Raw genomic sequence first — 24,129 nt, forward strand, 5'->3', positions numbered from 1 at the left:
AAACCCTACTACAGGCGACCCAGCAGCAGGTGAGTGTTCTGCCTCACGGATGTGAAGCGGGCGGCATTTTATACTCAAATGCCCCTCACATCAATGAAAAGTCCCGCTACCCGCGCAATTCGTTGGCGCGACGGAAGCGACCTTCGTAGTCGAAGAGTTTTTCGCGCACCTGCCAGAACTGGCCTTTTTTGCGGGCGACCACAAAATCCGGATGGCGCAATAGCACCTGCTGGCGCACGATATCGGCCACGGTGATCCAGCGCAGGGGCACGCCCGGAGTGCGGGTGTGCGGGCGGATAAACAGCTGTTCGAAGGCCGTTCGCTGGGCAGGCGTCTGAAGCCGGAAGCGCTCGCTGACGTCCGCCCCGTCTTCATCGTAATAAGTGATTTTCAGCCATTCGCCTTTTTCATCGGCGCCGGGCTGCAACGCCATGCCGGAACAGCGCAGCACCAGCGCATCTTTCAGCTTTAATGCCGCTTTCAGCATGTCGTCCGGGTCAACCAGCACCGTGTCGCACTCCCGACAGCGGCGAGCGGCAATGTCATTTTCGGCGTTGCACTGCGGGCAGTTTTTAAAGCGGAAACGAAAATCGCATTGCTCGCGATGCCCGTCATCATCTTCAAACCAGCCCTGACAGCGGCGGCCAAAATGTTCGATCAGCGTGCCGTCGGCGGTGGTTTTGCCCCAGAAGGTGTTGGCAAACCCGCAGGCAGGGCAAAAGACCTGCACGGGCACGTTGTCGCTTTTCCCTTTTGGCGCGCCGACCTCAGGCGTATAGAGATCGTGCGGGTTACCGGCATAATCCAGAATCAGGCAGTCGGTTTTCCCCGGCGCCAGACGCAGGCCGCGGCCAACAATTTGCTGATACAGACTGACCGATTCGGTCGGACGCAAAATAGCGATCAGGTCGACGTGCGGGGCGTCAAAGCCGGTGGTCAACACCGATACGTTGACCAGATAGCGGAACTGCTGGGCTTTAAAGGCCTCAATCAGGCGATCGCGATCCGGGCCGGGCGTCTCGCCGGTGATGAGCGCCGCGTCGCCGGGGGGCAGTAACCCGGTGATTTCTCGCGCATGCTCAACGGTGGCGGCAAAGATCATCACCCCTTTGCGCGTCGCGGCGAACTCCTCAATCTGGCTGATGATATGCGGCGTAATGCGCTTTTGCTTTTTCAGCTCCTGGTTAAGATCCGCTTCGCTGAATAACCCGTTGCTCTGCGCCTGCAGGCGGCTGAAGTCGTACTGCACCACCGGCATATCCAGCCGTTCAGGCGGCGTCAGGTAGCCATGTTTAATCATGTAGCGCAGCGGAAGCTCGTAGATGCAGTCGCTAAACAGGGCCTTGTCATCGCCGCGCACCATGCCGTGATAATGGTAGCGATAGATCCAGCCTTTCCCCAGACGAAACGGGGTCGCCGTCAGGCCCAGCAGGCGCAGGTGAGGATTCACCTCTTTCAGGTGGGACAGGATTTGCTGATACTGGCTGTCGTCGTCATCGCTGATGCGGTGACATTCGTCGACAATCAGCAGCGAAAATTCGCTGCGAAACAGATCCAGATTGCGGGCCACCGACTGCACGCTGCCAAACACCACTTTGCCGTGGCTCTCTTTACGCTTTAGCCCGGCGGCGAAAATGTCGGCTTCCAGTCCAAGCGCACAATACTTGGCATGGTTTTGCGCGACGAGCTCTTTAACGTGCGCCAGCACCAGCACGCGGCCGCGGGCCAGACGCGCCAGTTCGGCAATGACCAGGCTTTTGCCTGCACCGGTCGGCAGCACAATCGCCGCCGGCTCGCGATGTTTGCGGAACCAGGCGAGGGTGGCGTCAACGGCTTCCTGCTGATAGGGACGAAGTGTAAAAGTCATAGGGTCTCGGTTTCTTTATTCCGCACATATACCCGTCATACTTCAAGTTGCCTGTGCGTTGGCTGCACTCGTTCACCCCGGTCACTTACTTATGTAAGCTCCCGGGGATTCACTCCTTTGCCGCCTTCATGCAACTCGAATTATTTAGGGTATAGATAGTATGCCACGAAACTTTTTCCCTTGAGTGGCGCAACCAGACCATTATACTGAACCGTTCCAGACTGCTTCTTTTTTCGGACCTGTTGTCCGACTTCCTGCACCATTAAGGCTAAAAAGATTTCATGCGACTTGATAAGTTTATCGCTCAGCAACTCGGCGTAAGCCGCGCTATTGCCGGGCGCGAAATTCGCGCCAGCCGCGTTACCGTGGACGGCGACATTGTGAGAGACAGCGCGTTCAAACTGCAACCTGACCATCAGGTGGAGTATGACGGCAATCCGCTGACCCAGCAGCACGGTCCGCGCTACTTCATGCTCAATAAGCCGGAAGGCTACGTCTGCTCAACGGACGATCCGGATCACCCGACGGTGCTCTATTTCCTCGACGAGCCGGTGGCGCACAAGCTGCACGCCGCAGGTCGACTCGATATCGACACCACCGGGCTGGTGCTGATGACCGACGACGGTCAGTGGTCGCACCGCATCACCTCTCCACGCCACCACTGCGAGAAAACCTATCTCGTGACGCTGGAGTCACCAGTGTCGGATGACACGGCAGAGCACTTCGCGAAAGGCGTTCAGCTGCATAATGAAAAAGATCTGACCAAACCGGCGGTGCTCGAAGTCATCACCCCGACGGAGGTCCGCCTGACCATCAGCGAAGGGCGCTATCATCAGGTGAAACGTATGTTTGCCGCGGTGGGGAACCACGTTGTTGGCCTGCATCGCGAACGGATTGGTGCGATTGAACTCGATCCCGACCTGGCGCCTGGCGAATATCGCCCGTTAACGGAAGAAGAGATCGCCAGCGTCGGTCTGCCTTCGCACTAATTTCAGGAGAACTCTGTGACCACCAGGCCACACTCGTCGTTCAAAATCGTCTTCATTCTTGGCCTGCTGGCCATGCTGATGCCGCTGTCTATTGATATGTACCTGCCCGCGCTGCCGGTGATTTCCGCGCAGTTTGGCGTTCCGGCGGGCAGCGCGCAGATGACGCTCAGCACCTATATTCTTGGCTTTGCCCTCGGCCAGCTGTTTTATGGCCCGATGGCCGACAGCCTTGGACGCAAGCCGGTCATTCTGGGCGGGACGCTGGTCTTTGCGGCCGCAGCGGTTGCCTGCGCGCTGGCGCAGACCATCGATCATCTGATTATCATGCGTTTCTTCCACGGTCTGGCGGCGGCAGCGGCAAGCGTGGTGATTAATGCCCTGATGCGCGATATCTACCCGAAAGAAGAGTTCTCCCGCATGATGTCGTTTGTCATGCTGGTGACGACGATTGCGCCGCTGGTGGCCCCGATGGCCGGTGGTGCGGTGCTGGTGTGGTTCAGCTGGCATGTGATTTTCTGGATCCTGGCTCTGGCCGCGCTGCTGGCCTCCGCAATGATCTTCTTCTTTATTGATGAAACGCTTCCCGTCGAGCGCCGCCAGAAGTTTCACATCCGAACCACAATTGGTAACTTTGCCTCGCTGTTTCGCCACAAGCGGGTGCTGAGCTATATGCTGGCGAGCGGGTTCAGCTTTGCCGGAATGTTCTCCTTCCTGAGCGCCGGGCCGTTTGTCTACATCGAGCTGAACCACGTTTCGCCGCAGCACTTCGGCTATTACTTTGCGCTTAACATCGTCTTCCTGTTCATTATGACCATCATTAACAGCCGCTTTGTCCGACGGGTGGGGGCGCTGAACATGTTCCGCGCCGGGCTGTGGATCCAGTTTGTGATGGCGATCTGGCTGGTGGTGAGCGCGTTTCTGGGCGTGGGCTTCTGGGCGCTGGTGGTTGGCGTGGCGGCCTTTGTCGGCTGCGTGTCGATGGTGTCATCCAATGCGATGGCGGTGATCCTGGATGAGTTCCCGCACATGGCAGGAACCGCATCTTCCCTGGCCGGGACGTTCCGCTTCGGCATCGGCGCTATCGTCGGCGCGTTGCTTTCGATGGCCACCTTTACGACGGCATGGCCCATGCTGTGGGCGATGGCTTTTTGCGCAACCAGCTCGATACTCTTCTATCTTTACGCCAGCCGACCGCGAAAAGCGGTCCACTAAAACACAGAGAAGGCCCGGCAGGGCCTTTTTTGTTGATGCATATCAACCAAACCCCGTTCGTTTATGCTGTGTTTGTTTATTTTATGTAAAATCTATTTGTGTAAAAAGTCACATCATTGTATTTAAAAAGGTTGAGTTAGATCGCAGAAACGGGTACATATAGCGCCGACGCGAGCCTGAATACCGATAAAAAAGTGCTGAATAGTGCAGGCTAACGATGATGTGTTACTATAAATGTAAATAAATTGTGAAGTAAATTTTGCTTCCGGGGAACGAACGTGAATACATTACAACTTTCTATTGTCCATCGCTTGCCCCAGAGCTATCGCTGGTCGGCGGGTTTTGCTGGTTCGAAAGTTGAACCGATTCCGCAAAACGTCGCGGGCTGTGAAAACTGCCTGGTGGCGCTCAAGCTGTTAAGCCCGAGTGACGAAAATGCCTGGCGGGTGATGGAGCGTCTCAGTCAGGCCCTGACGGATATCGAAGTGGACAGCTCCGTGCTGGAGTGCGAAGGTGAGCCGTGCCTGTTTGTGAAAAGCCAGGACGAGTTTGCTGCCACCTGCCGTCTGAAAAATTTTGGCGTTGCCATTGCCGAGCCTTTCTCCGGCCAGTACCCGTTCTGAGCGCTAGTCTGACGACAACAGCTGGCGCGTGTAGCGCTGCGTTGGCGCGCTAAATACGCGCTGGCAATCACCCTGCTCGACCACCTCTCCCTGACGCAACACAATCACCTGATGGCATAGCGCCCGCACCACCTGTAAATCATGGCTGATAAAGATATAGGCCAGCCGGTGCTTTTCCTGTAACCCTTTCAGCAGCGCCAGGATCTGCGCCTGAACGGTCCTGTCCAGCGACGACGTGGGTTCATCCAGAATAATCAGCTCCGGTTTCAGGATCAGCGCGCGGGCAATGGCGATACGCTGGCGCTGCCCACCGGAAAATTCCGCAGGGTAGCGGTGGCGCGTCTCGGGATCTAGACCCACTTCGGCCATGACCCGCATGACCTCCTGCTCGCGTTGCTGAGCGCTCAGGCCGGGCTGATGGACGCGCAGACCCTCTTCGATAATCTGTAACACGCTGAGCCGTGGGTTAAGTGAGGAGTTGGGATCCTGAAACACCACCTGCATGCGGGGACGCACGGGCAGCATCTGGCGGCGGTTCCAGCGGTGCAGCGGCATATCGTCAAACAGGATCTCGCCCTGGGAGGCAATTAAGCGCAGCAGCGCCAGACCGGTGGTGCTTTTACCCGAGCCGGATTCGCCCACCAGCCCCAGGGATTCCCCCGGGCGCAGCGAGAAGCGGAGGTTTTTCAGCACCGGGTTGCAATCGACAATGCTGCGCAGAATACCTTTGCGGATCGGGAACGAGACGGACAGATCCTCAACGCGCAGCAGCGGTGTGCTGTCCGCATCGAGAGGAACCGGGTCGCCGGAGGGTTCGCTGTCGAGCAACCGCTGCGTATAGGGGTGCTGCGGTGCGCTCAGCAGCGTTGATGCCGTATTCTGTTCAACGCAGCGCCCGTTCTGCATCACCGCCACGCTGTCGGCCAGCTTTCTGACAATGCTCAGGTTGTGCGTGATAAACAGCAGGCTCATGTTCAGCTCGTCACGCAGTTCCCGCAGCAGCGTCAGTATTTGCGCCTGTACCGTCACGTCCAGCGCCGTTGTGGGCTCGTCGGCTATCAGCAGTTCGGGGCGCGTGAGCAGGGCCATGGCGATCATCACGCGCTGGCGTTCGCCGCCGGAGAGTTGATGCGGAAAATCATTCAGTCGTTTGGGCGCATTGCGTATGCCTGTGCGTTCAAGACAATCCAGAATTTCTCCCCGCGCGGCCTCTTTGCGCATCCCACGGTGCAGGGAGAGTACTTCATAGAGCTGTTTTTCCAGGCTGTGCAGCGGGTTAAGCGACACCATCGGTTCCTGGAAGATCATCGCGATTTTGTTGCCGCGAATGCCGCGCAGGGTCTGTTCGTCGGCGTGCAGCAGCGAACGGCCGTGAAAGAGAATATCCCCTTGCGGGTAGCTCACCGGCGGAGAGGGCAGCAGCCGCAGGATGGAGAGCGCCGAAACGCTCTTGCCTGAACCCGATTCACCCACCAGGGCCAGCGTTTCACCGCTCTGGATCTGCAGCGTCAGGTCGCTGACCACGGTGCGCGTCTCGTCCTGTTTTGAAAAGGCAATCGACAGGTTATCAATACTGAGCAGGGGCTGGGTCATCTTATACCGCCTTGTTCGGATCAAAGGCATCGCGCACGGCTTCGCCAATAAAAATCAGCAGCGACAGCAGCACGGCCACGGAAAGAAAGGCGGCGATGCCTAACCACGGCGCCTGCAGGTTGTTCTTGCCCTGCAGCAGCAGTTCGCCAAGCGATGGGGAACCCAACGGTAACCCGAAACCGAGAAAATCCAGTGAGGTGAGGGTGGTGATGGAGCTACACAGAATAAACGGCAGGAAGGTGAGCGTTGCCACCACGGCGTTGGGCAACATATGGCGGAAAATGATCCCGCGATCGCTCACGCCAAGCGCCTGCGCGGCGCGAATATAGTCGAAATTACGGGTGCGCAGAAACTCGGCCCTTACCACACCGACCAGCGCCATCCAGCCGAACAGGACGGTGATGCCTAATAGCCACCAGAAGTTGGGCTGTACGACGCTGGAAAGCAGGATGATCAGAAACAGCGTCGGCATGCCTGACCAGACTTCAATAATCCGCTGACACCACAGGTCAATCTTCCCGCCGTAGTAACCCTGAACGGCACCCGCCACGACGCCCATCACGCTGGAGAAGAGCGTCAGCATCAGTCCAAAGAGAAGCGAGATTCGCGTGCCGTACAGGATGCGTGCCAGCACGTCGCCGCCGTTAGCATCCGTTCCCAGCCAGTTTTGCGCGGAGGGCGGGGAAGGGAAGGGGCTTGTGGTGGCGAAGTTAATGCTGTTTGCGCCAAAACGTACCGGCGCCCAGAGCGCCCAGCCATGCTGCTCAATCTGCTGGCGAAGCCACGGATCCTGATACTCCGCCGGTGTCGCAAACGGGCCGCCAAAGTCGCTTTCGCTGTAATTGGCGATGACCGGCACGTACCAGCGATCGTTAAAATGCACCAGCAGCGGTTTGTCGTTGGCGATCAGTTCTGAAAACAGGCTTAAGACAAACAGCACGGCAAAAATCCACAGCGACCAGTAGCCGCGGCGGTTGTGGCGAAAGCGGGCCCAGCGGGCCTGGTTGACGGGGCTTAAACGCGGCATCATCGGCCCTCAAAATCGATTCGGGGATCGACCAGCGTATAGCTGATATCGCTGATGATATTCAGCAGCAGGCCAATCAGGGTAAATATATAGAGTGTGCCAAACATTACCGGATAATCGCGCGACACGGTGGCCTCATAGCCCAGCAGCCCCAGGCCGTTGAGCGAGAACATCACCTCTATCAGCAGCGAGCCGGTAAAAAACATACTGATGAACGTGGCCGGAAACCCGGCGATCACCAGCAGCATGGCGTTGCGGAACACGTGTTTCCACATGATCTGCTTCTCGCTCACGCCTTTGGCGCGGGCCGTGACGACGTACTGTTTACGAATTTCATCGAGAAAGGCGTTTTTGGTCAACATGGTGAGGGCCGCAAACCCGCCAATGACCGTTGCCAGAACCGGCAGCGTAATATGCCAGAGATAGTCGGTAATTTTCTGGTACCAGGGCAGGGAGCTGAAATCGGCGGAGACGAGCCCTCGCAGCGGGAAGAGGTCGAAATAGCTTCCCCCGGCAAAAAAGACGATCAGCAGGACGGCAAACAGAAACGCCGGGATGGCATAGCCGATAATGATGAACGTGCTGCTCCAGATATCGAACCGGCTGCCGTTGTACACCGCTTTGCGGATCCCGAGCGGAATAGAGACCAGATAGATGATAAGCGTACCCCACAGCCCCAGCGTGATCGAAACCGGCAGGCTTTGCTTGATCAGCGTTAGCACTGACGCACTGCGAAACAGGCTATCGCCAAAATCAAAGCGGATGTAATCCCAGAGCATTTTGAAATAGCGCTCGTGAATCGGTTTGTCAAAGCCGTAGCGGTGGGTGATCTCGGCGATCACTTCCGGATCCAGCCCGCGTCCCCCGCGGTAGTGGCTTTCACTGATATTCCCTACGCCGGTTCGCGCATGGCTGGCGCCCATCCCTTCACCGCCGCCGCCGGGCATGCCGCCGCTGTTGCCAAATTCAATGGCGGCAATGGCCTGATCGACCGGCCCACCGGGGGCGATTTGCACGATAAAAAAGTTAATCGTGATGATGGCCCACAGGGTAGGGATGACCAGCAGCAGACGGCGGAGAAGATAAGCACCCATGTTAATTCCTTATCGCCGCTCAGCGGGAAGTCTGGCGGCTTTGTTAACGTCATACCACCAGGTATCAAAGCCCAGGGAATAGACAGGGCGCACGGCAGGCACGGAGAACTTATCCCAGCGCGCAAGGCGATCTTCGCCCATATACCACATCGGCAGCATGTAGTAGTTCCAGGTTAAGACCCTGTCGAGGGCGCGCCCGAGCGGCAGAAGCTTTTCTTTATCCCCCTGCGCCGCCACGATTTTCGCAATCAGCGCATCAATCGCCGGGCTTTTTACCCCCGGCGCATTGTACGAGGAGTCGATGTAGCTGGAGGCCCAGGAGATTTGCAGGTCCGAGCTGGGCCATGGCTGCGCGGGCCACAGGCGCTGCATCATGTCGTAATCACGGCTGCGCATGCGGCTGGTGATCTGCGCGTTATCCACCTGGCGAATGTTCATGGTCACGCCCAGCCGCTCAAGATTGTGCTTAAACGGCAGCACCCACTGATCGTTGCCTCCGGATGAGAGCAGCAGCTCAAAGCTGAGCGGTTTGCCCGTTTTGGCATCCACACGTTTTTGATTTTTCAGGTGCCAGCCCGCTTCATCCAGTAGCTTGCTGGCCTTCAGCAGGTTGTCGCGGTCGTAGCCGTCACCCTTCGACGCAGGCGGCTGAAACACGGAGGTGAAAACCTGCGGTGGCAGCTCTGCTTTGAGCGGCGCCAGCAGGACCAGCTCGTCGGCTTTCGGATAATCGCGCGCGGCGTATTCGGTATTCTGAAAATAGCTGTTGGCGCGGCTGTAGGCACCGTAAAACAGCGCTTTGTTCATCCACTCAAAATCAAAGGCCAGGGAGATGGCTTCCCGCACCCGGCGATCGCTAAATACCGGACGCTGAATATTAAACGCCAGCCAGCGCGTGTCTTGCGCAGACGCATTTTTGTGCTCGTCTTTGACGATATAGCCTTTAGCAAAATTTTTGCCGATATAGCGGGTCGCCCAGTTTTTGGCGCTGCTCTCGACGCGCAAATCGAAGGCCCCGGCTTTGAACGCCTCAAACGCCACGTTATCGTCGAGGTAGTAATCATAGCGAAGGGTGTCGAAGTTCCAGCGGCCGCGGTTTACCGGCAGATTGGCCGCCCAGTAGTCTTTGACGCGGGAATAGACGACATATTGCCCCATGCGCCAGTCGGTGATGCGGTAGGGGCCGCCAGCCAGTGGTGGCGTAGAGAGCGGGTCGCTCAGCTTATGATCTTTCCAGAACGATTCCGGCATCACCGGCAGCGAGAACAGGCTCAGCATGTTCTCTTTGTTGGGTTCACTCAGTTCGATGCGCACGGTGAGCGGCGCAATGGCTCTGACCGATGCGCCTTTATACACGATGCGGAACTGGGGCACGCCTTCGGTCATGAATTTATGGAAGGTGAACGCAACGTCGCTGGCCTTAACCGGTGTGCCGTCGTGGAAACGTGCTCGCGGGTTCAGCGAGATTTCCGCCCAGGCGAAGTTATCGGCGTAGCGCACGTTCTCGGCAATCAGCGGATAATAGCTACCGGGCTCGTCATCGGAGGTGACAAAGAGCGTATCGTAAAGGGATTCCGTCCGCGCGGCCGCCACGCCGCGTAGGGCGTAGCGGTTGAAGTTGTCGAAGGTTCCCGTGGCGGAAAGCGTGACCTTACCGCCCTTAGGCGCGGCAGGGTTGACGTAATCAAAGTGCGTAAAATTGACCGCGTATTTCGGCTCGCCAATCACCGCGAAGGCGATATTTTCTTTGATGGCTTGCGCCTGGCTGGACAGGCTCGTGAATGCCAACATCAGCAACATAAAGCGCATAAGCATCTCGCGGCAGCTCCCTCTTTTACAGACCGGCTCGGTTAAGCTGAATAATAAGTGACGTCGCGGACAATGTGAAATTAATCGCCCTCGGGCGAAATATCAGGACGCCATTCGCGGAACTGCGCCAGCGGCATGGGACGGCTAATCCAGTATCCCTGCAGGAAGTTAACGCCGTGTTCGCGTAGCCAGGCCGCCTGTTCCGGCGTCTCTACCCCTTCGGCGACGGTCGACATATTCAGTCGTCTTGCCAGCGTCAGAACGGCATCCAGCACCGGCGACGTCACGGTCTCAGTACCGATCGCATTAACAAAACCACGGTCTATTTTGAGGTAGTCCATGGTGAAATGCTCAAGGTAAATCAGCGCGCTGTGGCCGGTTCCAAAATCATCAATGGCGATTTCAAACCCTTCGTTATGCAGCCATTCGAAGAGGCTGTTGGCTTCCCGATGGTTAAGCATATCGCGCTCGGTAATTTCCAGCACGATCTGGAAATAATCCGGCGGCAGTAACGCTTTGAAGGTGCGCATATCGTCCTTGAAGCTTTCCGCATGCAGATGACCCGGCGCAATGTTGATGCCCACCTTTGCGCCCGGAGGTAACAGCGTTTGTAATACGGGAGCGTCGTGAATGATAAGATCAAAGAGATGCAGCGTCAGCGGGACAATCAGCTTCTGCGCTTCGGCAAAATTAATAAACGCGTCCGGCGGAATTTCTCCCATTGTCGGGTGTTTCCAGCGCATCAGGACCTCAAGCCCGGTCATCCTGAGCGATTTGGCATCGACGACGGGTTGATAGACCACATAAAACTGACCGCGCTTGATGGCGCTTAAAATTTCTTTACCCGGATTGAGCCGAATGCTGAGGATGTAGTAGTTAAGCGATCCGGCACAAATACCGCATACCAGCCCGAAAAACAGCGCATAGAGGATTTCATCGCCTGTCCATGCATCCGCATACAGGTTGATGGTCAGGGGGACGTCTTTCAGTGTCGCCGTGCGGACCGGGATGTCATGCAGTTCGTGTGCATGAACCAGGGTGCTGGACCGCGTCGACAGCGCGTTATCGCCGATGATGATGGCGATACCCGCGAACTCGTCCTGGCGCTCCGTGTAGAGCAGGTAAGGCGTCAGATTAATATTCACTGACGTAAACACGCCGCCATCCTTTACTAATGGGTTGCGGTACCAGATCGCAATCGCCGGCTCATCAGGCAGCATGGGGGTACCCGGAAGCAGGGCCATATCGATCTGTTTATCGATGTTCAGCTCAGGTATCAGCGTCTTCATCGGGACATTCATCGGGCCTGTCGCGGAAGAGCAGAACGCCATCTTGTCCCTGACCAGCAGGAAGGCGCGAACGTTAATGCTGAAGGCCGCGCGTGAGGTGAGTTCCTGATTGACGTCGTGGCAGGTATTTAGCGTGAGGGGCTGGAGAACATTGACCGCTTTTTTTAAATCGTCGAAATAGCTCCCCATGTAGGCGCTCACATCATTCACCAGGGTGTCGAATTTGACTTCTCGCTTGTGGTAACTCCAGGAAAATTGCAGGGAGCCCAGGAGCAGGGCGGTAATGAGACCAGTGATAATACTGAGGATCAGTATCTTGCGATTACTGGAGAAGTAGCGGGTAAGCATAGACGTCGTGATTCCTGAAAAGCCGCTGGATGTATTCAGTGTAACGGGCAAAAAAAAACACTGCCGAAGCAGTGCTTTTTTTCATCATATCGCCAGCCAAGGGATAACCAACGATACAATAGCGATATTAACTGCGGGTCAGTACGCGGCGCGCTTCGTTATAACGCTTCTTCCAGTACGGTTCGTTCATGCTGGAAATGGTCACACCGCTGCTGGTGGAGGCATGTACAAACTGGTCATTACCAATGTAGATGCCAACATGTCGACCTGTCGAACCGGCACGGAACAGAACTAAATCACCGGTGCGTAGTTTGGTACGTGAAATCGACTTGCCCATCTCCTGCTGTTCATAGGTCGAACGCGGAAGATCTAACCCAAATTGCTCGCGGAACGTACGCTGTACAAAACCGGAACAATCAATACCTGTTTTCGTGCTGCCGCCAAGACGATAACGCACGCCTTTCCAGTCAGCATACTGGTCCATAATGCGGGACTTCACGTCCAGATTACGTACCATATTTTCAAATTCATCCTGAGAGGCTTGCAGTGAAGAGGAATCTTCCATTCCCACAACACGCGTCTCAGGATGCATATTCTTTGCGGTGTTCGATGTACTACATGCAGATAACAGTACCGCGACTGCTATCGCCGGGATCCCCCGTAAGATATATCTCAGAAACGGTTGAGATTTGACCATTTTGTTTATTATCCCTTGAAGTCCTTAACGACAAATATCGTTATAAAAATGCCAAACGTGACGAGACTAATTATCTGTTCACATTGAGACAATTCTTTCTGGTCACATTTGTGGCGTAGCGCACAAAATTATTCACCATCGAAATAATTATCCCTATGGGGCAAAACGAGTTCGAGATTAACCGATTGCCAGGGGTATTGCGAGTAAAAAAAGCCTTTTTTTTATAAGAAAATGTGATACAGAAAGTAAAAATCCGTAATTGCTTAAAATGCGGTCAGATCCGAGGCTTTATCGCGCAATTGCTTCATTTTTATCATGAATGTGATGACAAGAATATGACACGGGGAAAAGATCGTGGCGGGAAGGCTATCGGGGATCATGTCGATCCCTGATAGCTCACGTTAATTTAGGTTAGTTATTTGTTCAATTATTGTTGCGCTTTACCGGGAAGGTAGCGATCGAACAGCGCTATTATCCTGTCGCTCAGTGGGGTCATCAAACACCAAGGCAGCGCAATCAGCGCAACGGAAAGCGAACCGACGGCAATATCGGTGAACCAGTGAGCGCCAATCATTACGCGCGGGAAGGCAAAAACCACAAAAATAATCAGGGCTATGGCAAACGCTTTTCTGCCGAAATAGCGAAGCATAATTGCGGAAAAAATAAGCAGCATCATGCCGTGATCGCCAGGGAAACTGTCCTTCGACGCATCTTTTGTTGGAATATGCAGCAGCTCACTGACGCGATAAATATCGGTGAAAAAGAGCGTTGGGCTGGAACGCTTAACCGGAATAATCGCGGTGGCCAGCTGGTTAATGATGACAGCAAACAGCAGCATCACCAGACCGATAATAAGAATACGTCGGCGTCCTGCTTTATCTTCTTTCAGCCAGAAAGAGAGCATCAGGCAGCCCATCGCCAGCAGCGAGAAGCCGTCAAAGGCGCGGTTGTTGGTGATGGCCACCAGCCACAGGAACGCGTTGCTCTTCACCAGCTCCTGGTTGAAGAAGTGGAAGAGGGCAGAATCCAGTGGGAACCAGAAACCATGATTCACCGGGATATACCAGGAGAAGAAAAGCGCCAGACCGGCGACATTAAGCAGTAATATCAGGGGAAATCGAGTTGTCATAACGTTCTGCATAGAGTGAAAACTGGGGCAACGTTAGCCGCCCGAACTTAAACGAATCCTCAACAGGCTGGACTGGAGGGCATTCCAGTCGGCGTTAACCGCACTAATTAACTCTATTCGGCTGTCGGGCGGCGCCACGTTTTGCGTTTCAATAAAGAAATCGTCGCCCTGGCGGTTGATCCGCACCAGTCCGTCCGGCGTGCGCATGATCCCTTTCACGCGATCGACGGGCGCAAGGCGGGCCCACTCCAGGATCCCAATGGTGTCAAAAACGGTTTCAGCATCAAAAATCCATCCGCAGGCCTGATATCCCTGACCGCTGTTCAGATTACGACGCCAGCGCTGGTGCTCCGGCAGACTCAGGGCTGCCAGACCCTGCTTAACCGGGTGACTGTGCGCATGCTCCGCGCTGGCGGGCAGCTCGGTGAGGTTCAGACGAGGCAGGTCAAGCAGGGCGCTATCAATATTCCCCTGGGTGGCCTGCACCCGCGTGCGATTGCCGCCAAAATGCTGCCACCACGCCTCCAGCGCGGCCCGGCTTTCTGGCGTGGCGCGATCTTCCTTGTTGGCGACGATAACGTCCGCCGAGGCGAGCTGATCGCGGAAGTTCTCGTTGGCCACCGCCTTGTCATCCAGAAGCTGACGCGGATCGAGCAGGCACAGGGTGGCGCGCAGATCGATCCACGGTTCGTAAACCGGGGCGGTCAATAAATCGAGGATCTGCTTCGGGTGACCCAGCCCGGTAGGTTCAATCAGCAGGCGGTCAGGTTTGCCCTGACGCAGCAGGGTATTGAGCCCGACCTGCATCGGCAGGCCATTAACGCAGCACATGCATCCGCCAGGGATCTCTTTAATCATCGCGCCGCTGGATGACAGCAACGCGCCGTCAATGCCCACCTCGCCAAATTCATTGACCAGCACGGCCCACTTCTCGGCCGGATCTTTATTCGCCAGCAGGTGGAGAATTGAGGTGGTTTTACCGCTGCCGAGAAAACCGGTGATGAGGTTGGTTTTGGTCACGTGCGCTCCGGATGAGAATTGTGATGCTATAACACTGTTCTCTATCCTGGCGAAAAACGGGCCCCGTGAGAAGGGGAAGGGCGAACGGAGGCCTCATCCGTTCGCATTAAGCGCAATAATCGTTAAAGATTTAACGTTTCGATAACAGCCTGACGCGCGCCGTGGCGGGTAATGCGCTCATAGGCCTGGCTGACAGCCTCCACAAAAACGCGATTACGCGCAAGATCGTGACCGAAGACCTCACTCAGCCCCAGCAGCGCGTGGACGCGGCTGGCGTCGCTGCTGGCGTTGACGATGGCGCGAATTTTATCGCTGAGGGGATCGCGAACGTCAATCGCGTTTCCGCGTTCGTCGGTACCGCTGACGTAGCGTATCCAGCCAGCCACGCCCAGGGACAGCAGCGACCACGGCGTATTTCGCTCAAGATGAACGCGGATCCCGTCCAGCATTCTCTGGGGCAGCTTCTGGCTACCGTCCATCGCGATTTGCCAGGTCCGATGCTGGAGAGCCGGGTTGGCAAAGCGTTCGATCAGGCTATCGGCGTATGCCGTGAGGTCGACATCCTTGATGCGCAACGTGGGGGCCTGCTCGTCCAGCATCAGCCGACGGGCGGCTTCACGGAACGCCGCGTCCTCCATGCATTCATTTATATGGGCGTAGCCGGCGAGGTACCCCAGATACGCCAGGAAAGAGTGGCTGCCGTTGAGCATGCGTAATTTCATCTGCTCCCAAGGCAGCACATCCTGCACCATCTGGACACCCGCCACTTCCCACTCGGGACGACCGGCGACAAAATTATCTTCCACGACCCACTGAATGAACGGCTCGCAGCTGATGGCGCACGGATCTTCCACGCCGAGCGCGTCGGTGATTTCCGCCAGCGAGGCCTCCGTCGCGGCGGGCACAATCCTGTCGACCATCGTCCCCGGGAAACTCACGTGGCTATCAATCCATTCAGATAACCCTGCGGAACGTTTTTGCGCCATGCCCAGCACCGCGTTTTTCACCACGTGCCCGTTGTCAGGGATATTGTCGCAGGACAGCACGGTAAATGCAGGCAAGCCGCGCTCGCGGCGGCGGTGGAGGGCTTCGACCAGGATCCCAGGGGCCGAATGTGGCTCGGAGGGGTTTTCAAGGTCGTGGACGATCCGGGGGTTATTCAGATCGAGTTTTCCGGTCGCGGGATCGATGCAATAGCCTTTTTCCGTGATGGTGAGCGAGACAATCGCAACCTGAGGCTCGCAAAATTTCTCAATAATGGCGGGCAGGGAGTCCAGCTTTGCGTTCAGGCATTCATGGACGGCACCGATGATAATGGCCTCATTTCCTTCAGCCCCTTTTTCCAGCACGGTGAACAGATGATCCTGCGCGCGCAGCTGGCTCATCAGCACATCGCCGCTGAAAAGGCTAATCTCACAAATCCCCCAGTCGCCGCCTTTTTCATTCAGCACCCGGTTTGTTAACAATGCCTGGTGCGCACGGTGAAACGCGCCAAAGCCAAAGTGGACGATGCGGGAGCGTAATGACTGGCGATCGTAGCGAGGTTGCTGAACCCGGGCAGGAAGGGCGGTGGAGGCAATTGTCTTCATGAGATACACACCTGATTAACCATTAATTAACAATGCCAGTGTAAAGTTATATGACAGCAAATAAAATTGGTGAGCCGTAATTATCCCCGTTATGTGAGTTTGATCAATCAATGTGTGGCGGTGTATTGACCCTTCACGGCAAACATGTATGGTAGTCGTCATTGCAGTAGCACATATTGGTATAACAACTTAAGAGGGTGAGGCAATGGAACAAACCTGGCGTTGGTACGGGCCGAACGATCCGGTTTCTCTTGATGATGTGCGTCAGGCTGGCGCAACGGGTGTCGTCACGGCGCTGCATCATATTCCTAACGGTCAGGTCTGGCCGGTAGAGGAAATACAGACGCGTCAGGCGCTGCTGGCGGAGAAGGGATTAACCTGGTCTGTGGTAGAAAGCATTCCGGTTCATGAAGATATCAAAACCCATTCAGGGGAGTACCAGACCTGGATTGCTAACTACCAGCAGAGCATCCGTAACCTCGCGGCCTGCGGCATTGATACGGTTTGCTACAACTTCATGCCTATCCTGGACTGGACGCGAACCGACCTTGAATATCAGATGCCGGACGGCTCGAAAGCGCTGCGTTTCGATCAGATTGCCTTTGCGGCATTCGAACTGCACATTCTGAAACGCCCTGGCGCCGACGCGGATTACACCGCGGAAGAGCAGCAGCAGGCGCTCGCGTGGTTTAACGCCGCCAGTGACGCAGATATCGAAAAGCTGACCCGTAATATTATTGCGGGCCTGCCGGGGGCTGAAGAAGGGTATACGCTGGATCAGTTCCGCGCCCGCCTGGCGGAATACGGCGATATTGATAAGCAGCAGCTGCGTGAAAACATGGCGTATTTCCTGCGCGCTATCGTGCCGGTTGCGGAAGAGGTAGGGGTTCGCCTGGCCGTACATCCGGACGATCCACCGCGTCCAATCCTCGGCCTGCCGCGTATCGTGTCCACGATTGAAGATATGCAGTGGCTGAAAGAGACGGTCGACAGCATCTATAACGGCTTCACCATGTGTACCGGCTCCTATGGTGTGCGGGCGGATAACGACCTGGTGCGGATGATTGAAACCTTCGGCGATCGTATCCACTTCACGCATCTGCGCGCGACCTGCCGCGAAGAGAACCCAAAAACCTTCCACGAGGCGGCGCACCTGGGCGGTGATGTGAATATGGTGGCGGTGGTAGACGCCATTCTGGCGGAAGAGGCGCGTCGCAAGCAGATTGGCGATGTGCGTCCTATTCCGTTCCGTCCTGACCACGGCCATCAGATGCTGGACGATCTGCGCAAGAAAACTAACCCGGGTTATTCGGCGATTGGCCGTCTTAAAGGGATGGCGGAAGTGCGCGGCGTTGAGCTGGCGCTGAAGATGACGAAGTATCCGGAGCTGCTGTAACCGCAATTGCCGGGTGGCGGCTTCGCCTTACCCAGCCTACAAAAACACAAAAACCGGCTTCAGGGCCGGTTTTTTCGTAGGTCGGGTAAGCGTAGCTTCACCCGACAAATGCCGCAATCAGTCAGCGCGGCCCATATAGCGTTTTTCTTCGATATGGATGCGGATCTTCTCGCCAGCAGAGAGGTATTCCGGTACCTGCACAACCAGGCCGGTCGTCAGGGTGGCTGGTTTGTTGCGAGCACTGGCGGATGCGCCTTTGATGCCAGGTGCCGTTTCAACGATTTCCAGATCGACCGTTTGAGGCAGTTCCAGCGCCAGCAGCACGCCGTCCCAGGTCAGAACCTGCATGTCTGGCATACCGCCTTCCGGGATGAACAGCAGCTCTTCTTCAATCTGATCTTTGGTGAAGATGTACGGGGTGTAATCTTCTTTGTCCATGAACACATATTCGTTACCGTCGATGTAGGAGAAATCAACATAGCGACGGGTCAGGGTGACGGTATCAACGATATCGTCACCTTTAAAGCGCTCTTCCACCTTCAGGCCGGTACGCACATCGGCGAAACGCATTTTGTACAGCGTAGCTGCACCACGGGCGCTTGGTGCCTGAATATCGATATCTTTCACAATCAGCAGTTTGCCGTTGTAATTCAGTACCATACCTTTCTTAATTTCGTTCGCTCTTGGCATTGCAGTAATCCTGTTTACGGGAGGTAAAAAATATCGCGCCAAATTACTCGCGCGCGGCCTTTCAGGCAAGAGGAATTCGTGGCTTTTGCTATCAATACGCAAAAGGTGTTACTGTGCGCGTGATACCCGACTGTACGGGCATCCGCCAGCGAAAGAGAGCATTTATGGATTGCCGTCCCGATTGTGGCGCGTGCTGTACTGCACCGTCCATTTCAAGCCCCATTCCAGGAATGCCCGAGGGCAAGCCTGCCAATACCCGCTGCGTTCAGCTCTCGGAAACCAACCTGTGCATGATCTTTGGCTCACCGCTGCGTCCGAAGGTCTGCTCCGGGCTTCAGCCCACGGCCGAAATGTGTGGCAGCACGCGCGAGCAGGCGATGACGTACCTTCTTGAGCTTGAATCGCTCACCGCACCTTAAACGTCTTTAATCTTCGCCAGACAGCCCATCGTCAGCGTACACATCACCAGCGCAATCCAGAACACCGTGTGATAGTTCCAGATTTCGGCCACAACACCGGCCATTGAGCCGGCAATAATCCAGCCCACGCGGGTGGTATTAGTATAAAGGGTGGTGGCAGAGCCTGCCTGGCCCGGCATCAGGTCCTGGAAATAGAGCATGCCTATCCCGGCGAGAATGCCAATATAGATGGCGTTCAGCAGCTGTAACGCCAGCAATAGCCCGGGGGTATGTACCGTCAGCATGCCGAGATAGAACAGCAGACCGGCGACGGCGGCGATGCGCATTAAAAAACGTTTCCCGAAGCGCTTTGCGTAATAGCCTGCGATAAGCATGGTCGGGATCTCAAGCCCGGCCGCGGTGCCCATCATGATGCCCGCCAGCTTCTCCGACAGGTGCAGTTCATTAATAATAAACAGCGGCATATTGATGATGTACAGGCTATTGGTGCCCCACATCAGCGTGCAGATCGCGAACAGGAGCAGGGCATCGCGGCGGTTACGGCGTGGCGCTTCCAGCACGCCCGTTGCCACTTTGGGCTCTTTGCGCATGGACGGCAGGAAGAACCACACCAGCGCGCCGCACGCCACAAACGCGACCGCCGCGCTCAGGTACATCACCGTAAAGCCAAAACCCATCGCCAGCGCGTAAGCCAGCGGCGGGCCAATCACCCACGCCAGCGACACCTGTGCACGCAGGACAGAACTGAACATCACCGCTTCACGTCCGGTATGGTCGGCGTGTTCGCGGGCAAGCGCGAACAGCTGTGGGTTCGCCGTCGAACCAAAGCTGCTCAGGAATACCCCGACGAAAAGCAGAATGAAGTAGTTGCGGTTCCATGCAAACAGAACGCAGGCCAAAACCCCCAGCAGGCAGCAGAAAACGATCAGGCTTTTACGATCGCCTTTTCTGTCGGATCGCCCCGCCAGGAACTGACTGACCAGGATGCCGATGATGGCGCTTCCGGTAAAAAAGAAGCCAACCAGCGCCGGACGAACATGAACCTCATTGGTCAAAAATAAGCTCAGCGTCGGCGTCTGTAACGCACCGGCAATGCCCGTGAAGAAGGCAACAATCAGGAAGGCCGCTGAGGTCAAATCAAAGGGCTTCGGCGAGGCAGCCGCAGGGATGTTATGCATGTTTTATAATTAGCGAGTAGCAGAGAGGGGCGGAGTGTACGCCGTCAGCTAAAAAATAAACAGTGGGTGCGGTCAATGATGCCACGAAAAATCAAAATGGCATTTCATCTTGCATCCACATCGGCTGACCTTAGCTGAAACTGACTTGCTGAACTTCAGCAAAATTCAGCTGAACGAAGAAGAAATGTGCTGTATCTCTAAATTCTGCAATCTGAAATACGAGTTTTCTTGCAAGGCATTGCAGAAAGCGCAAGACTTTTTGAAACGTTTCAGCGCTATCTTGTTTTAACAAACAGAGCAGGCTAGCGCATTTTTTCTCATTAAAGCTGAAACGATTCAAGTTCAGCAGGAGTGGAGAACCATGTTCCAGTTATCTGTTCAGGATATCCACCCGGGCGCTCAGGCCGGGGATAAAGAAGAGGCTATTCGCCAGGTTGCCGCTGCGCTTGTGCAGGCGGGTAACGTCGCGGACGGCTATGTCAACGGCATGCTGGCGCGCGAGCAGCAGACCTCAACCTTCCTCGGCAATGGGATCGCCATTCCGCACGGCACCACCGACACCCGCGATCAGGTGTTGAAAACCGGCGTTAAGGTTTACCAGTTCCCGCAGGGCGTTCTTTGGGGAGACGGTCAGGTAGCCTATGTGGCCATCGGTATCGCGGCCAGCAGCGACGAACACTTAGGTCTGCTGCGTCAGCTGACGCATGTCCTGAGCGATGACGCGGTGGCTGAACAGCTTAAATCCGCCACCACCGCGGAAGAGCTGCGCGCCTTGCTGATGGGCGAAAAACAGAGTGAAGCGCTGAAACTGGATAATGAAACGCTGACGCTGGATGTAGTTGCTTCCGATCTGGTGACGCTGCAGGCGCTGAACGCGGGCCGCCTGAAAGAAGCCGGCGCGGCGGATGCCACCTTTGTGACGCGCGTGATTAACGATAAGCCGTTGAATCTGGGTCAGGGCATCTGGCTGAACGACAGTGCTGAAGGCAACCTGCGCAGTGCGATTGCCGTGAGCCGTGCGGCCGCGGCATTTGACGTAGAAGGCGAACGCGCGGCCATGCTGGTGACCGTGGCGATGGCTGATGAACAGCCGGTGTCCGTGCTGAAGCGTCTGGGCGACCTGCTGCTGAACAACAAAGCTGAAAAGCTGCTGAACGCTGATGCCTCCACCGTGCTGGCACTGCTGACCAGTGATGATGCGCTGACGGATGACGTGCAAACCGCGGAGTTCGTGGTGCGTAACGAACACGGCCTGCATGCCCGTCCGGGCACCATGCTGGTGAATACCATTAAACAATTCGAGAGTGAGATTACCGTGGCGAATCTTGACGGCACGGGCAAACCGGCCAACGGCCGTAGTCTGATGAAAGTGGTCGCGCTGGGCGTGAAGAAAGGACACCGCCTGCGTTTCACCGCGCAGGGTGCCGATGCTGAACAGGCACTGAAAGCGATTGGCGATGCCATCGCGGCAGGTCTGGGGGAGGGCGCATAATGAGCAGACGTGTTGCGACTATTACGCTAAACCCGGCTTATGACCTGGTAGGATTTTGCCCGGAAATTGAGCGCGGCGAAGTCAACCTCGTGCGTACCACCGGCCTGCATGCTGCGGGCAAAGGGATTAACGTCGCGAAAGTGCTCAAGGATCTCGGTATTGATGTCACCGTGGGCGGATTCCTCGGTAAAGACAACCAGGACGGTTTCCAGCAGCTCTTCAGCGAGCTGGGCATTGCCAACCGTTTTCAGGTTGTTCAGGGCCGTACCCGTATCAACGTTAAGCTGACGGAGAAAGACGGTGAAGTAACCGATCTGAACTTCTCGGGCTTCGAAGTGACGCCGTCAGACTGGGAACGCTTTGTCAACGACTCGCTGACCTGGCTGGGGCAGTTTGACATGGTCTGCGTCAGCGGCAGCCTGCCGTCCGGCGTGAGCCCGGAAGCCTTTACCGACTGGATGACGCGCCTGCGCAGCCAGTGCCCATGCATCATTTTTGACAGCAGCCGTGACGCGCTGGTTGCGGGCCTGAAAGCCTCACCATGGCTGGTGAAGCCGAATCGCCGCGAGCTGGAGATCTGGGCGGGTCGTAAGCTGCCAGAATTAAAAGATGTGATTGACGCTGCCCATGCGCTGCGCGAGCAGGGTATCGCTCACGTGGTGATCTCGCTTGGTGCAGAAGGCGCGTTGTGGGTTAACGCGTCTGGCGAATGGATTGCCAAACCGCCGTCAATGGAAGTTGTGAGTACCGTTGGCGCAGGGGATTCCATGGTTGGCGGCCTGATTTATGGTCTGCTGATGCGGGAATCCAGTGAACATACCTTACGTCTTGCCACTGCCGTTGCTGCCCTGGCCGTCAGCCAGAGCAATGTCGGTATTACCGATCGTACCCAGTTAGCCGCGATGATGGCGCGCGTTGACTTAAAACCTTTTAACTAACAGCAGGAGAGGAATAATGAAAACGCTGCTGATCATTGACTCCGGTCTCGGACAGGCTCGCGCCTATATGGCGAAGACCTTGCTGGGCGCGGCGGCACAAAAAGCACATCTGGAGATTATCGATAATCCAGGCGATGCAGAACTGGCCATTGTCCTGGGCGACAAAATCCCGGCTGACAGTGCGCTGAACGGCAAAAAAGTGTGGCTGGGCGATATTAATCGCGCGGTGGCACACCCTGAACTGTTCCTGAGCGAAGCGAAAGGTCATGCGTCTGTCTACAGCGCGCCTGTCGCGACGGCACCGGCTGCGGCCACGGGCCCGAAACGCATTGTGGCGGTGACGGCCTGCCCGACGGGGGTGGCTCACACCTTTATGGCGGCTGAAGCCATTGAAACCGAAGCGAAAAAACGCGGCTGGTGGGTAAAAGTTGAAACACGTGGCTCCGTCGGTGCCGGCAACGCGATCACCCCAGAGGAAGTGGCTGAGGCCGATCTGGTGATTGTGGCGGCGGATATCGAAGTGGACCTCGCGAAATTTGCCGGTAAGCCAATGTACCGTACCTCCACCGGCCTGGCGCTGAAAAAGACTGCGCAGGAGTTTGATAAAGCGCTGGTAGAAGCGAAGCCGTATCAGGCAACCGGCGCGCGTCAGACCGCGACGGAAGGGAAGAAAGAGTCCGCAGGCGCCTATCGCCACCTGCTGACCGGTGTGTCTTACATGCTGCCGATGGTGGTCGCGGGCGGTCTGTGTATCGCGCTCTCGTTCGCGTTTGGTATCACCGCGTTTAAAGAACAAGGTACGCTGGCGGCTGCGCTGATGCAGATCGGCGGCGGCTCAGCCTTCGCCCTGATGGTGCCGGTACTGGCGGGCTTTATTGCCTTCTCCATTGCTGACCGCCCTGGCCTGACGCCGGGTCTTATCGGCGGTATGCTGGCCGTGAGCACCGGTTCCGGCTTTATCGGCGGTATCATCGCGGGCTTCCTCGCTGGTTACGTCGCGAAGCTGATTAGCTCGAAGCTGAAGCTGCCGCAGAGTATGGAAGCGCTGAAGCCGATCCTGATCATCCCGCTGATTTCCAGCCTGGTGGTCGGCCTGGCGATGATTTACCTGATTGGTAAGCCGGTTGCGGGCATCCTGGCGGGTCTGACCCACTGGCTGCAAACCATGGGTACCGCGAACGCGGTTCTGCTGGGTGCAATCCTCGGCGGCATGATGTGTACCGACATGGGTGGTCCGGTGAACAAAGCGGCGTACGCCTTTGGTGTGGGCCTGCTGAGTACCCAGACCTACGCGCCAATGGCGGCGATCATGGCGGCAGGTATGGTGCCTCCGCTGGCGCTCGGTCTGGCGACGATTATTGCCCGTCGTAAGTTCGATAAAGCGCAGCAGGAAGGCGGTAAAGCCGCGCTGGTGCTGGGTCTGTGCTTCATCACCGAAGGGGCGATTCCGTTCGCGGCGCGTGACCCAATGCGTGTGCTGCCGTGCTGTATCGTAGGCGGTGCGGTAACGGGGGCGATCTCTATGGCTGTCGGTGCGAAGCTGATGGCACCACACGGCGGTCTGTTCGTGCTGCTGATCCCTGGCGCCATCACCCCGGTACTGGGCTACCTGCTGGCGATTGTTGCCGGTACGCTGGTGGCGGGCCTCTCTTACGCGGTGCTGAAACGTCCGGAAGCGGAAGTTGTGGCAAAAGCAGCGTAAGCGATAAACAACAAAAAAGCCGGGTTGC

The 24,129-nt window shown here is 56.4% G+C and carries 20 protein-coding genes; 8 read left to right on the forward strand and 12 right to left on the reverse strand.

The window, feature by feature from the left end:
- Positions 1–106 precede the first annotated feature (106 nt).
- Positions 107–1,867 carry a DEAD/DEAH box helicase gene (locus BFG58_RS20370; RefSeq protein ID WP_069720460.1) on the reverse strand — a complete coding sequence of 587 codons (1,761 nt, stop codon included), beginning with the start codon at positions 1,865–1,867 and terminating at the stop codon, positions 107–109.
- 281 nt (positions 1,868–2,148) lie between these two features.
- On the opposite strand from BFG58_RS20370, the gene rsuA reads away from it, so the two are divergent.
- From rsuA to BFG58_RS20385, 3 genes are all read left to right on the forward strand, one after another.
- Complete coding sequence (rsuA, locus tag BFG58_RS20375) at positions 2,149–2,856, forward strand: 16S rRNA pseudouridine(516) synthase RsuA (protein WP_021241522.1); 708 nt, start codon at positions 2,149–2,151, stop codon at positions 2,854–2,856.
- A gap of 15 nt (positions 2,857–2,871) precedes the next feature.
- On the forward strand, positions 2,872–4,068 hold the full coding sequence (locus BFG58_RS20380) for a Bcr/CflA family multidrug efflux MFS transporter (protein WP_045334334.1): 1,197 nt from the start codon (positions 2,872–2,874) through the stop codon (positions 4,066–4,068).
- Positions 4,069–4,346: 278 nt separating this feature from the next.
- Complete coding sequence (locus tag BFG58_RS20385; protein WP_008500952.1) at positions 4,347–4,691, forward strand: YejG family protein; 345 nt, start codon at positions 4,347–4,349, stop codon at positions 4,689–4,691.
- Between the two features lie 3 nt (positions 4,692–4,694).
- Here the strand turns inward: BFG58_RS20385 and yejF are convergent, their stop codons facing one another.
- The 9 genes from yejF to BFG58_RS20430 form a co-directional block, all read right to left on the reverse strand.
- A complete protein-coding gene (gene yejF / locus BFG58_RS20390; protein WP_069720461.1) occupies positions 4,695–6,284 on the reverse strand; it encodes a microcin C ABC transporter ATP-binding protein YejF in 1,590 nt (529 codons plus the stop codon).
- A 1-nt stretch (position 6,285) separates the two neighbouring features.
- A complete protein-coding gene (locus BFG58_RS20395) occupies positions 6,286–7,311 on the reverse strand; it encodes an ABC transporter permease (RefSeq protein ID WP_048224178.1) in 1,026 nt (341 codons plus the stop codon).
- Entirely contained in the window at positions 7,311–8,405 is a 1,095-nt protein-coding gene (locus BFG58_RS20400) for a microcin C ABC transporter permease YejB (protein WP_008500949.1), read from the reverse strand. The genes BFG58_RS20395 and BFG58_RS20400 overlap by 1 nt, the downstream gene beginning before the upstream one ends.
- A gap of 9 nt (positions 8,406–8,414) precedes the next feature.
- Positions 8,415–10,220, reverse strand: coding sequence for an extracellular solute-binding protein (locus BFG58_RS20405; RefSeq protein ID WP_069720462.1), 1,806 nt, complete (start codon positions 10,218–10,220; stop codon positions 8,415–8,417).
- A gap of 74 nt (positions 10,221–10,294) precedes the next feature.
- Complete coding sequence (locus tag BFG58_RS20410) at positions 10,295–11,851, reverse strand: cyclic di-GMP phosphodiesterase (protein WP_045334347.1); 1,557 nt, start codon at positions 11,849–11,851, stop codon at positions 10,295–10,297.
- A gap of 127 nt (positions 11,852–11,978) precedes the next feature.
- Entirely contained in the window at positions 11,979–12,548 is a 570-nt protein-coding gene (mepS, locus tag BFG58_RS20415) for a bifunctional murein DD-endopeptidase/murein LD-carboxypeptidase (protein ID WP_008500946.1), read from the reverse strand.
- A gap of 427 nt (positions 12,549–12,975) precedes the next feature.
- Positions 12,976–13,677, reverse strand: coding sequence for a phosphatase PAP2 family protein (locus BFG58_RS20420; protein WP_164712107.1), 702 nt, complete (start codon positions 13,675–13,677; stop codon positions 12,976–12,978).
- Between the two features lie 33 nt (positions 13,678–13,710).
- Positions 13,711–14,697: a GTP-binding protein gene (locus tag BFG58_RS20425; protein WP_069720463.1), complete on the reverse strand. Its 987-nt coding sequence runs from the start codon at positions 14,695–14,697 to the stop codon at positions 13,711–13,713.
- Between the two features lie 122 nt (positions 14,698–14,819).
- Positions 14,820–16,286, reverse strand: coding sequence for a mannitol dehydrogenase family protein (locus tag BFG58_RS20430; RefSeq protein WP_069720464.1), 1,467 nt, complete (start codon positions 16,284–16,286; stop codon positions 14,820–14,822).
- Positions 16,287–16,491: 205 nt separating this feature from the next.
- On the opposite strand from BFG58_RS20430, the gene uxuA reads away from it, so the two are divergent.
- Positions 16,492–17,682, forward strand: a complete 1,191-nt coding sequence (gene uxuA, locus BFG58_RS20435; RefSeq protein WP_045414639.1) for a mannonate dehydratase — start codon at positions 16,492–16,494, stop codon at positions 17,680–17,682.
- Between the two features lie 117 nt (positions 17,683–17,799).
- Here uxuA and yeiP read toward each other — a convergent pair whose 3' ends face one another.
- Positions 17,800–18,372, reverse strand: a complete 573-nt coding sequence (yeiP, locus tag BFG58_RS20440; protein WP_008500940.1) for an elongation factor P-like protein YeiP — start codon at positions 18,370–18,372, stop codon at positions 17,800–17,802.
- A 164-nt stretch (positions 18,373–18,536) separates the two neighbouring features.
- Between yeiP and BFG58_RS20445 the strand changes: the two genes are divergently transcribed.
- A complete protein-coding gene (locus tag BFG58_RS20445) occupies positions 18,537–18,791 on the forward strand; it encodes a YkgJ family cysteine cluster protein (protein WP_045908692.1) in 255 nt (84 codons plus the stop codon).
- On the opposite strand, the gene setB is transcribed toward BFG58_RS20445, so the two are convergent.
- Positions 18,788–19,969 carry a sugar efflux transporter SetB gene (gene setB / locus BFG58_RS20450; protein WP_063622108.1) on the reverse strand — a complete coding sequence of 394 codons (1,182 nt, stop codon included), beginning with the start codon at positions 19,967–19,969 and terminating at the stop codon, positions 18,788–18,790. The genes BFG58_RS20445 and setB overlap by 4 nt on opposite strands.
- A 361-nt stretch (positions 19,970–20,330) precedes the next feature.
- Between setB and fruB the strand changes: the two genes are divergently transcribed.
- From fruB to fruA, 3 genes are read left to right on the forward strand one after another with little or no spacing between them, the layout of a single operon-like run.
- A complete protein-coding gene (fruB, locus tag BFG58_RS20460; protein WP_048028205.1) occupies positions 20,331–21,461 on the forward strand; it encodes a fused PTS fructose transporter subunit IIA/HPr protein in 1,131 nt (376 codons plus the stop codon).
- Entirely contained in the window at positions 21,461–22,399 is a 939-nt protein-coding gene (gene fruK / locus BFG58_RS20465) for a 1-phosphofructokinase (RefSeq protein ID WP_008500936.1), read from the forward strand. Before fruB ends, fruK begins: the two co-directional genes overlap by 1 nt.
- Before the next feature lie 16 nt (positions 22,400–22,415).
- A complete protein-coding gene (fruA, locus tag BFG58_RS20470) occupies positions 22,416–24,101 on the forward strand; it encodes a PTS fructose transporter subunit IIBC (protein WP_069720465.1) in 1,686 nt (561 codons plus the stop codon).
- Positions 24,102–24,129: the final 28 nt, after the last annotated feature.

Origin of the sequence: Enterobacter sp. ku-bf2, from assembly GCF_001742765.1 — a bacterium.
In the GTDB taxonomy this organism is placed as follows: Bacteria; Pseudomonadota; Gammaproteobacteria; order Enterobacterales; family Enterobacteriaceae; genus Enterobacter; species Enterobacter quasiroggenkampii.

Bases quoted from the DNA above. Each gene is read 5' to 3' on its own strand.
- BFG58_RS20370 (WP_069720460.1), bottom strand. From the start codon at position 1,867: ATGACTTTTACACTTCGTCCCTATCAGCAGGAAGCCGTTGACGCCACC.
- rsuA (WP_021241522.1), top strand. From the start codon at position 2,149: ATGCGACTTGATAAGTTTATCGCTCAGCAACTCGGCGTAAGCCGCGCT.
- yejF (WP_069720461.1), bottom strand. From the start codon at position 6,284: ATGACCCAGCCCCTGCTCAGTATTGATAACCTGTCGATTGCCTTTTCA.
- BFG58_RS20395 (WP_048224178.1), bottom strand. From the start codon at position 7,311: ATGCCGCGTTTAAGCCCCGTCAACCAGGCCCGCTGGGCCCGCTTTCGC.
- BFG58_RS20400 (WP_008500949.1), bottom strand. From the start codon at position 8,405: ATGGGTGCTTATCTTCTCCGCCGTCTGCTGCTGGTCATCCCTACCCTG.
- BFG58_RS20405 (WP_069720462.1), bottom strand. From the start codon at position 10,220: ATGCTTATGCGCTTTATGTTGCTGATGTTGGCATTCACGAGCCTGTCC.
- BFG58_RS20410 (WP_045334347.1), bottom strand. From the start codon at position 11,851: ATGCTTACCCGCTACTTCTCCAGTAATCGCAAGATACTGATCCTCAGT.
- mepS (WP_008500946.1), bottom strand. From the start codon at position 12,548: ATGGTCAAATCTCAACCGTTTCTGAGATATATCTTACGGGGGATCCCG.
- BFG58_RS20420 (WP_164712107.1), bottom strand. From the start codon at position 13,677: ATGACAACTCGATTTCCCCTGATATTACTGCTTAATGTCGCCGGTCTG.
- BFG58_RS20430 (WP_069720464.1), bottom strand. From the start codon at position 16,286: ATGAAGACAATTGCCTCCACCGCCCTTCCTGCCCGGGTTCAGCAACCT.
- uxuA (WP_045414639.1), top strand. From the start codon at position 16,492: ATGGAACAAACCTGGCGTTGGTACGGGCCGAACGATCCGGTTTCTCTT.
- yeiP (WP_008500940.1), bottom strand. From the start codon at position 18,372: ATGCCAAGAGCGAACGAAATTAAGAAAGGTATGGTACTGAATTACAAC.
- BFG58_RS20445 (WP_045908692.1), top strand. From the start codon at position 18,537: ATGGATTGCCGTCCCGATTGTGGCGCGTGCTGTACTGCACCGTCCATT.
- setB (WP_063622108.1), bottom strand. From the start codon at position 19,969: ATGCATAACATCCCTGCGGCTGCCTCGCCGAAGCCCTTTGATTTGACC.
- fruB (WP_048028205.1), top strand. From the start codon at position 20,331: ATGTTCCAGTTATCTGTTCAGGATATCCACCCGGGCGCTCAGGCCGGG.
- fruK (WP_008500936.1), top strand. From the start codon at position 21,461: ATGAGCAGACGTGTTGCGACTATTACGCTAAACCCGGCTTATGACCTG.
- fruA (WP_069720465.1), top strand. From the start codon at position 22,416: ATGAAAACGCTGCTGATCATTGACTCCGGTCTCGGACAGGCTCGCGCC.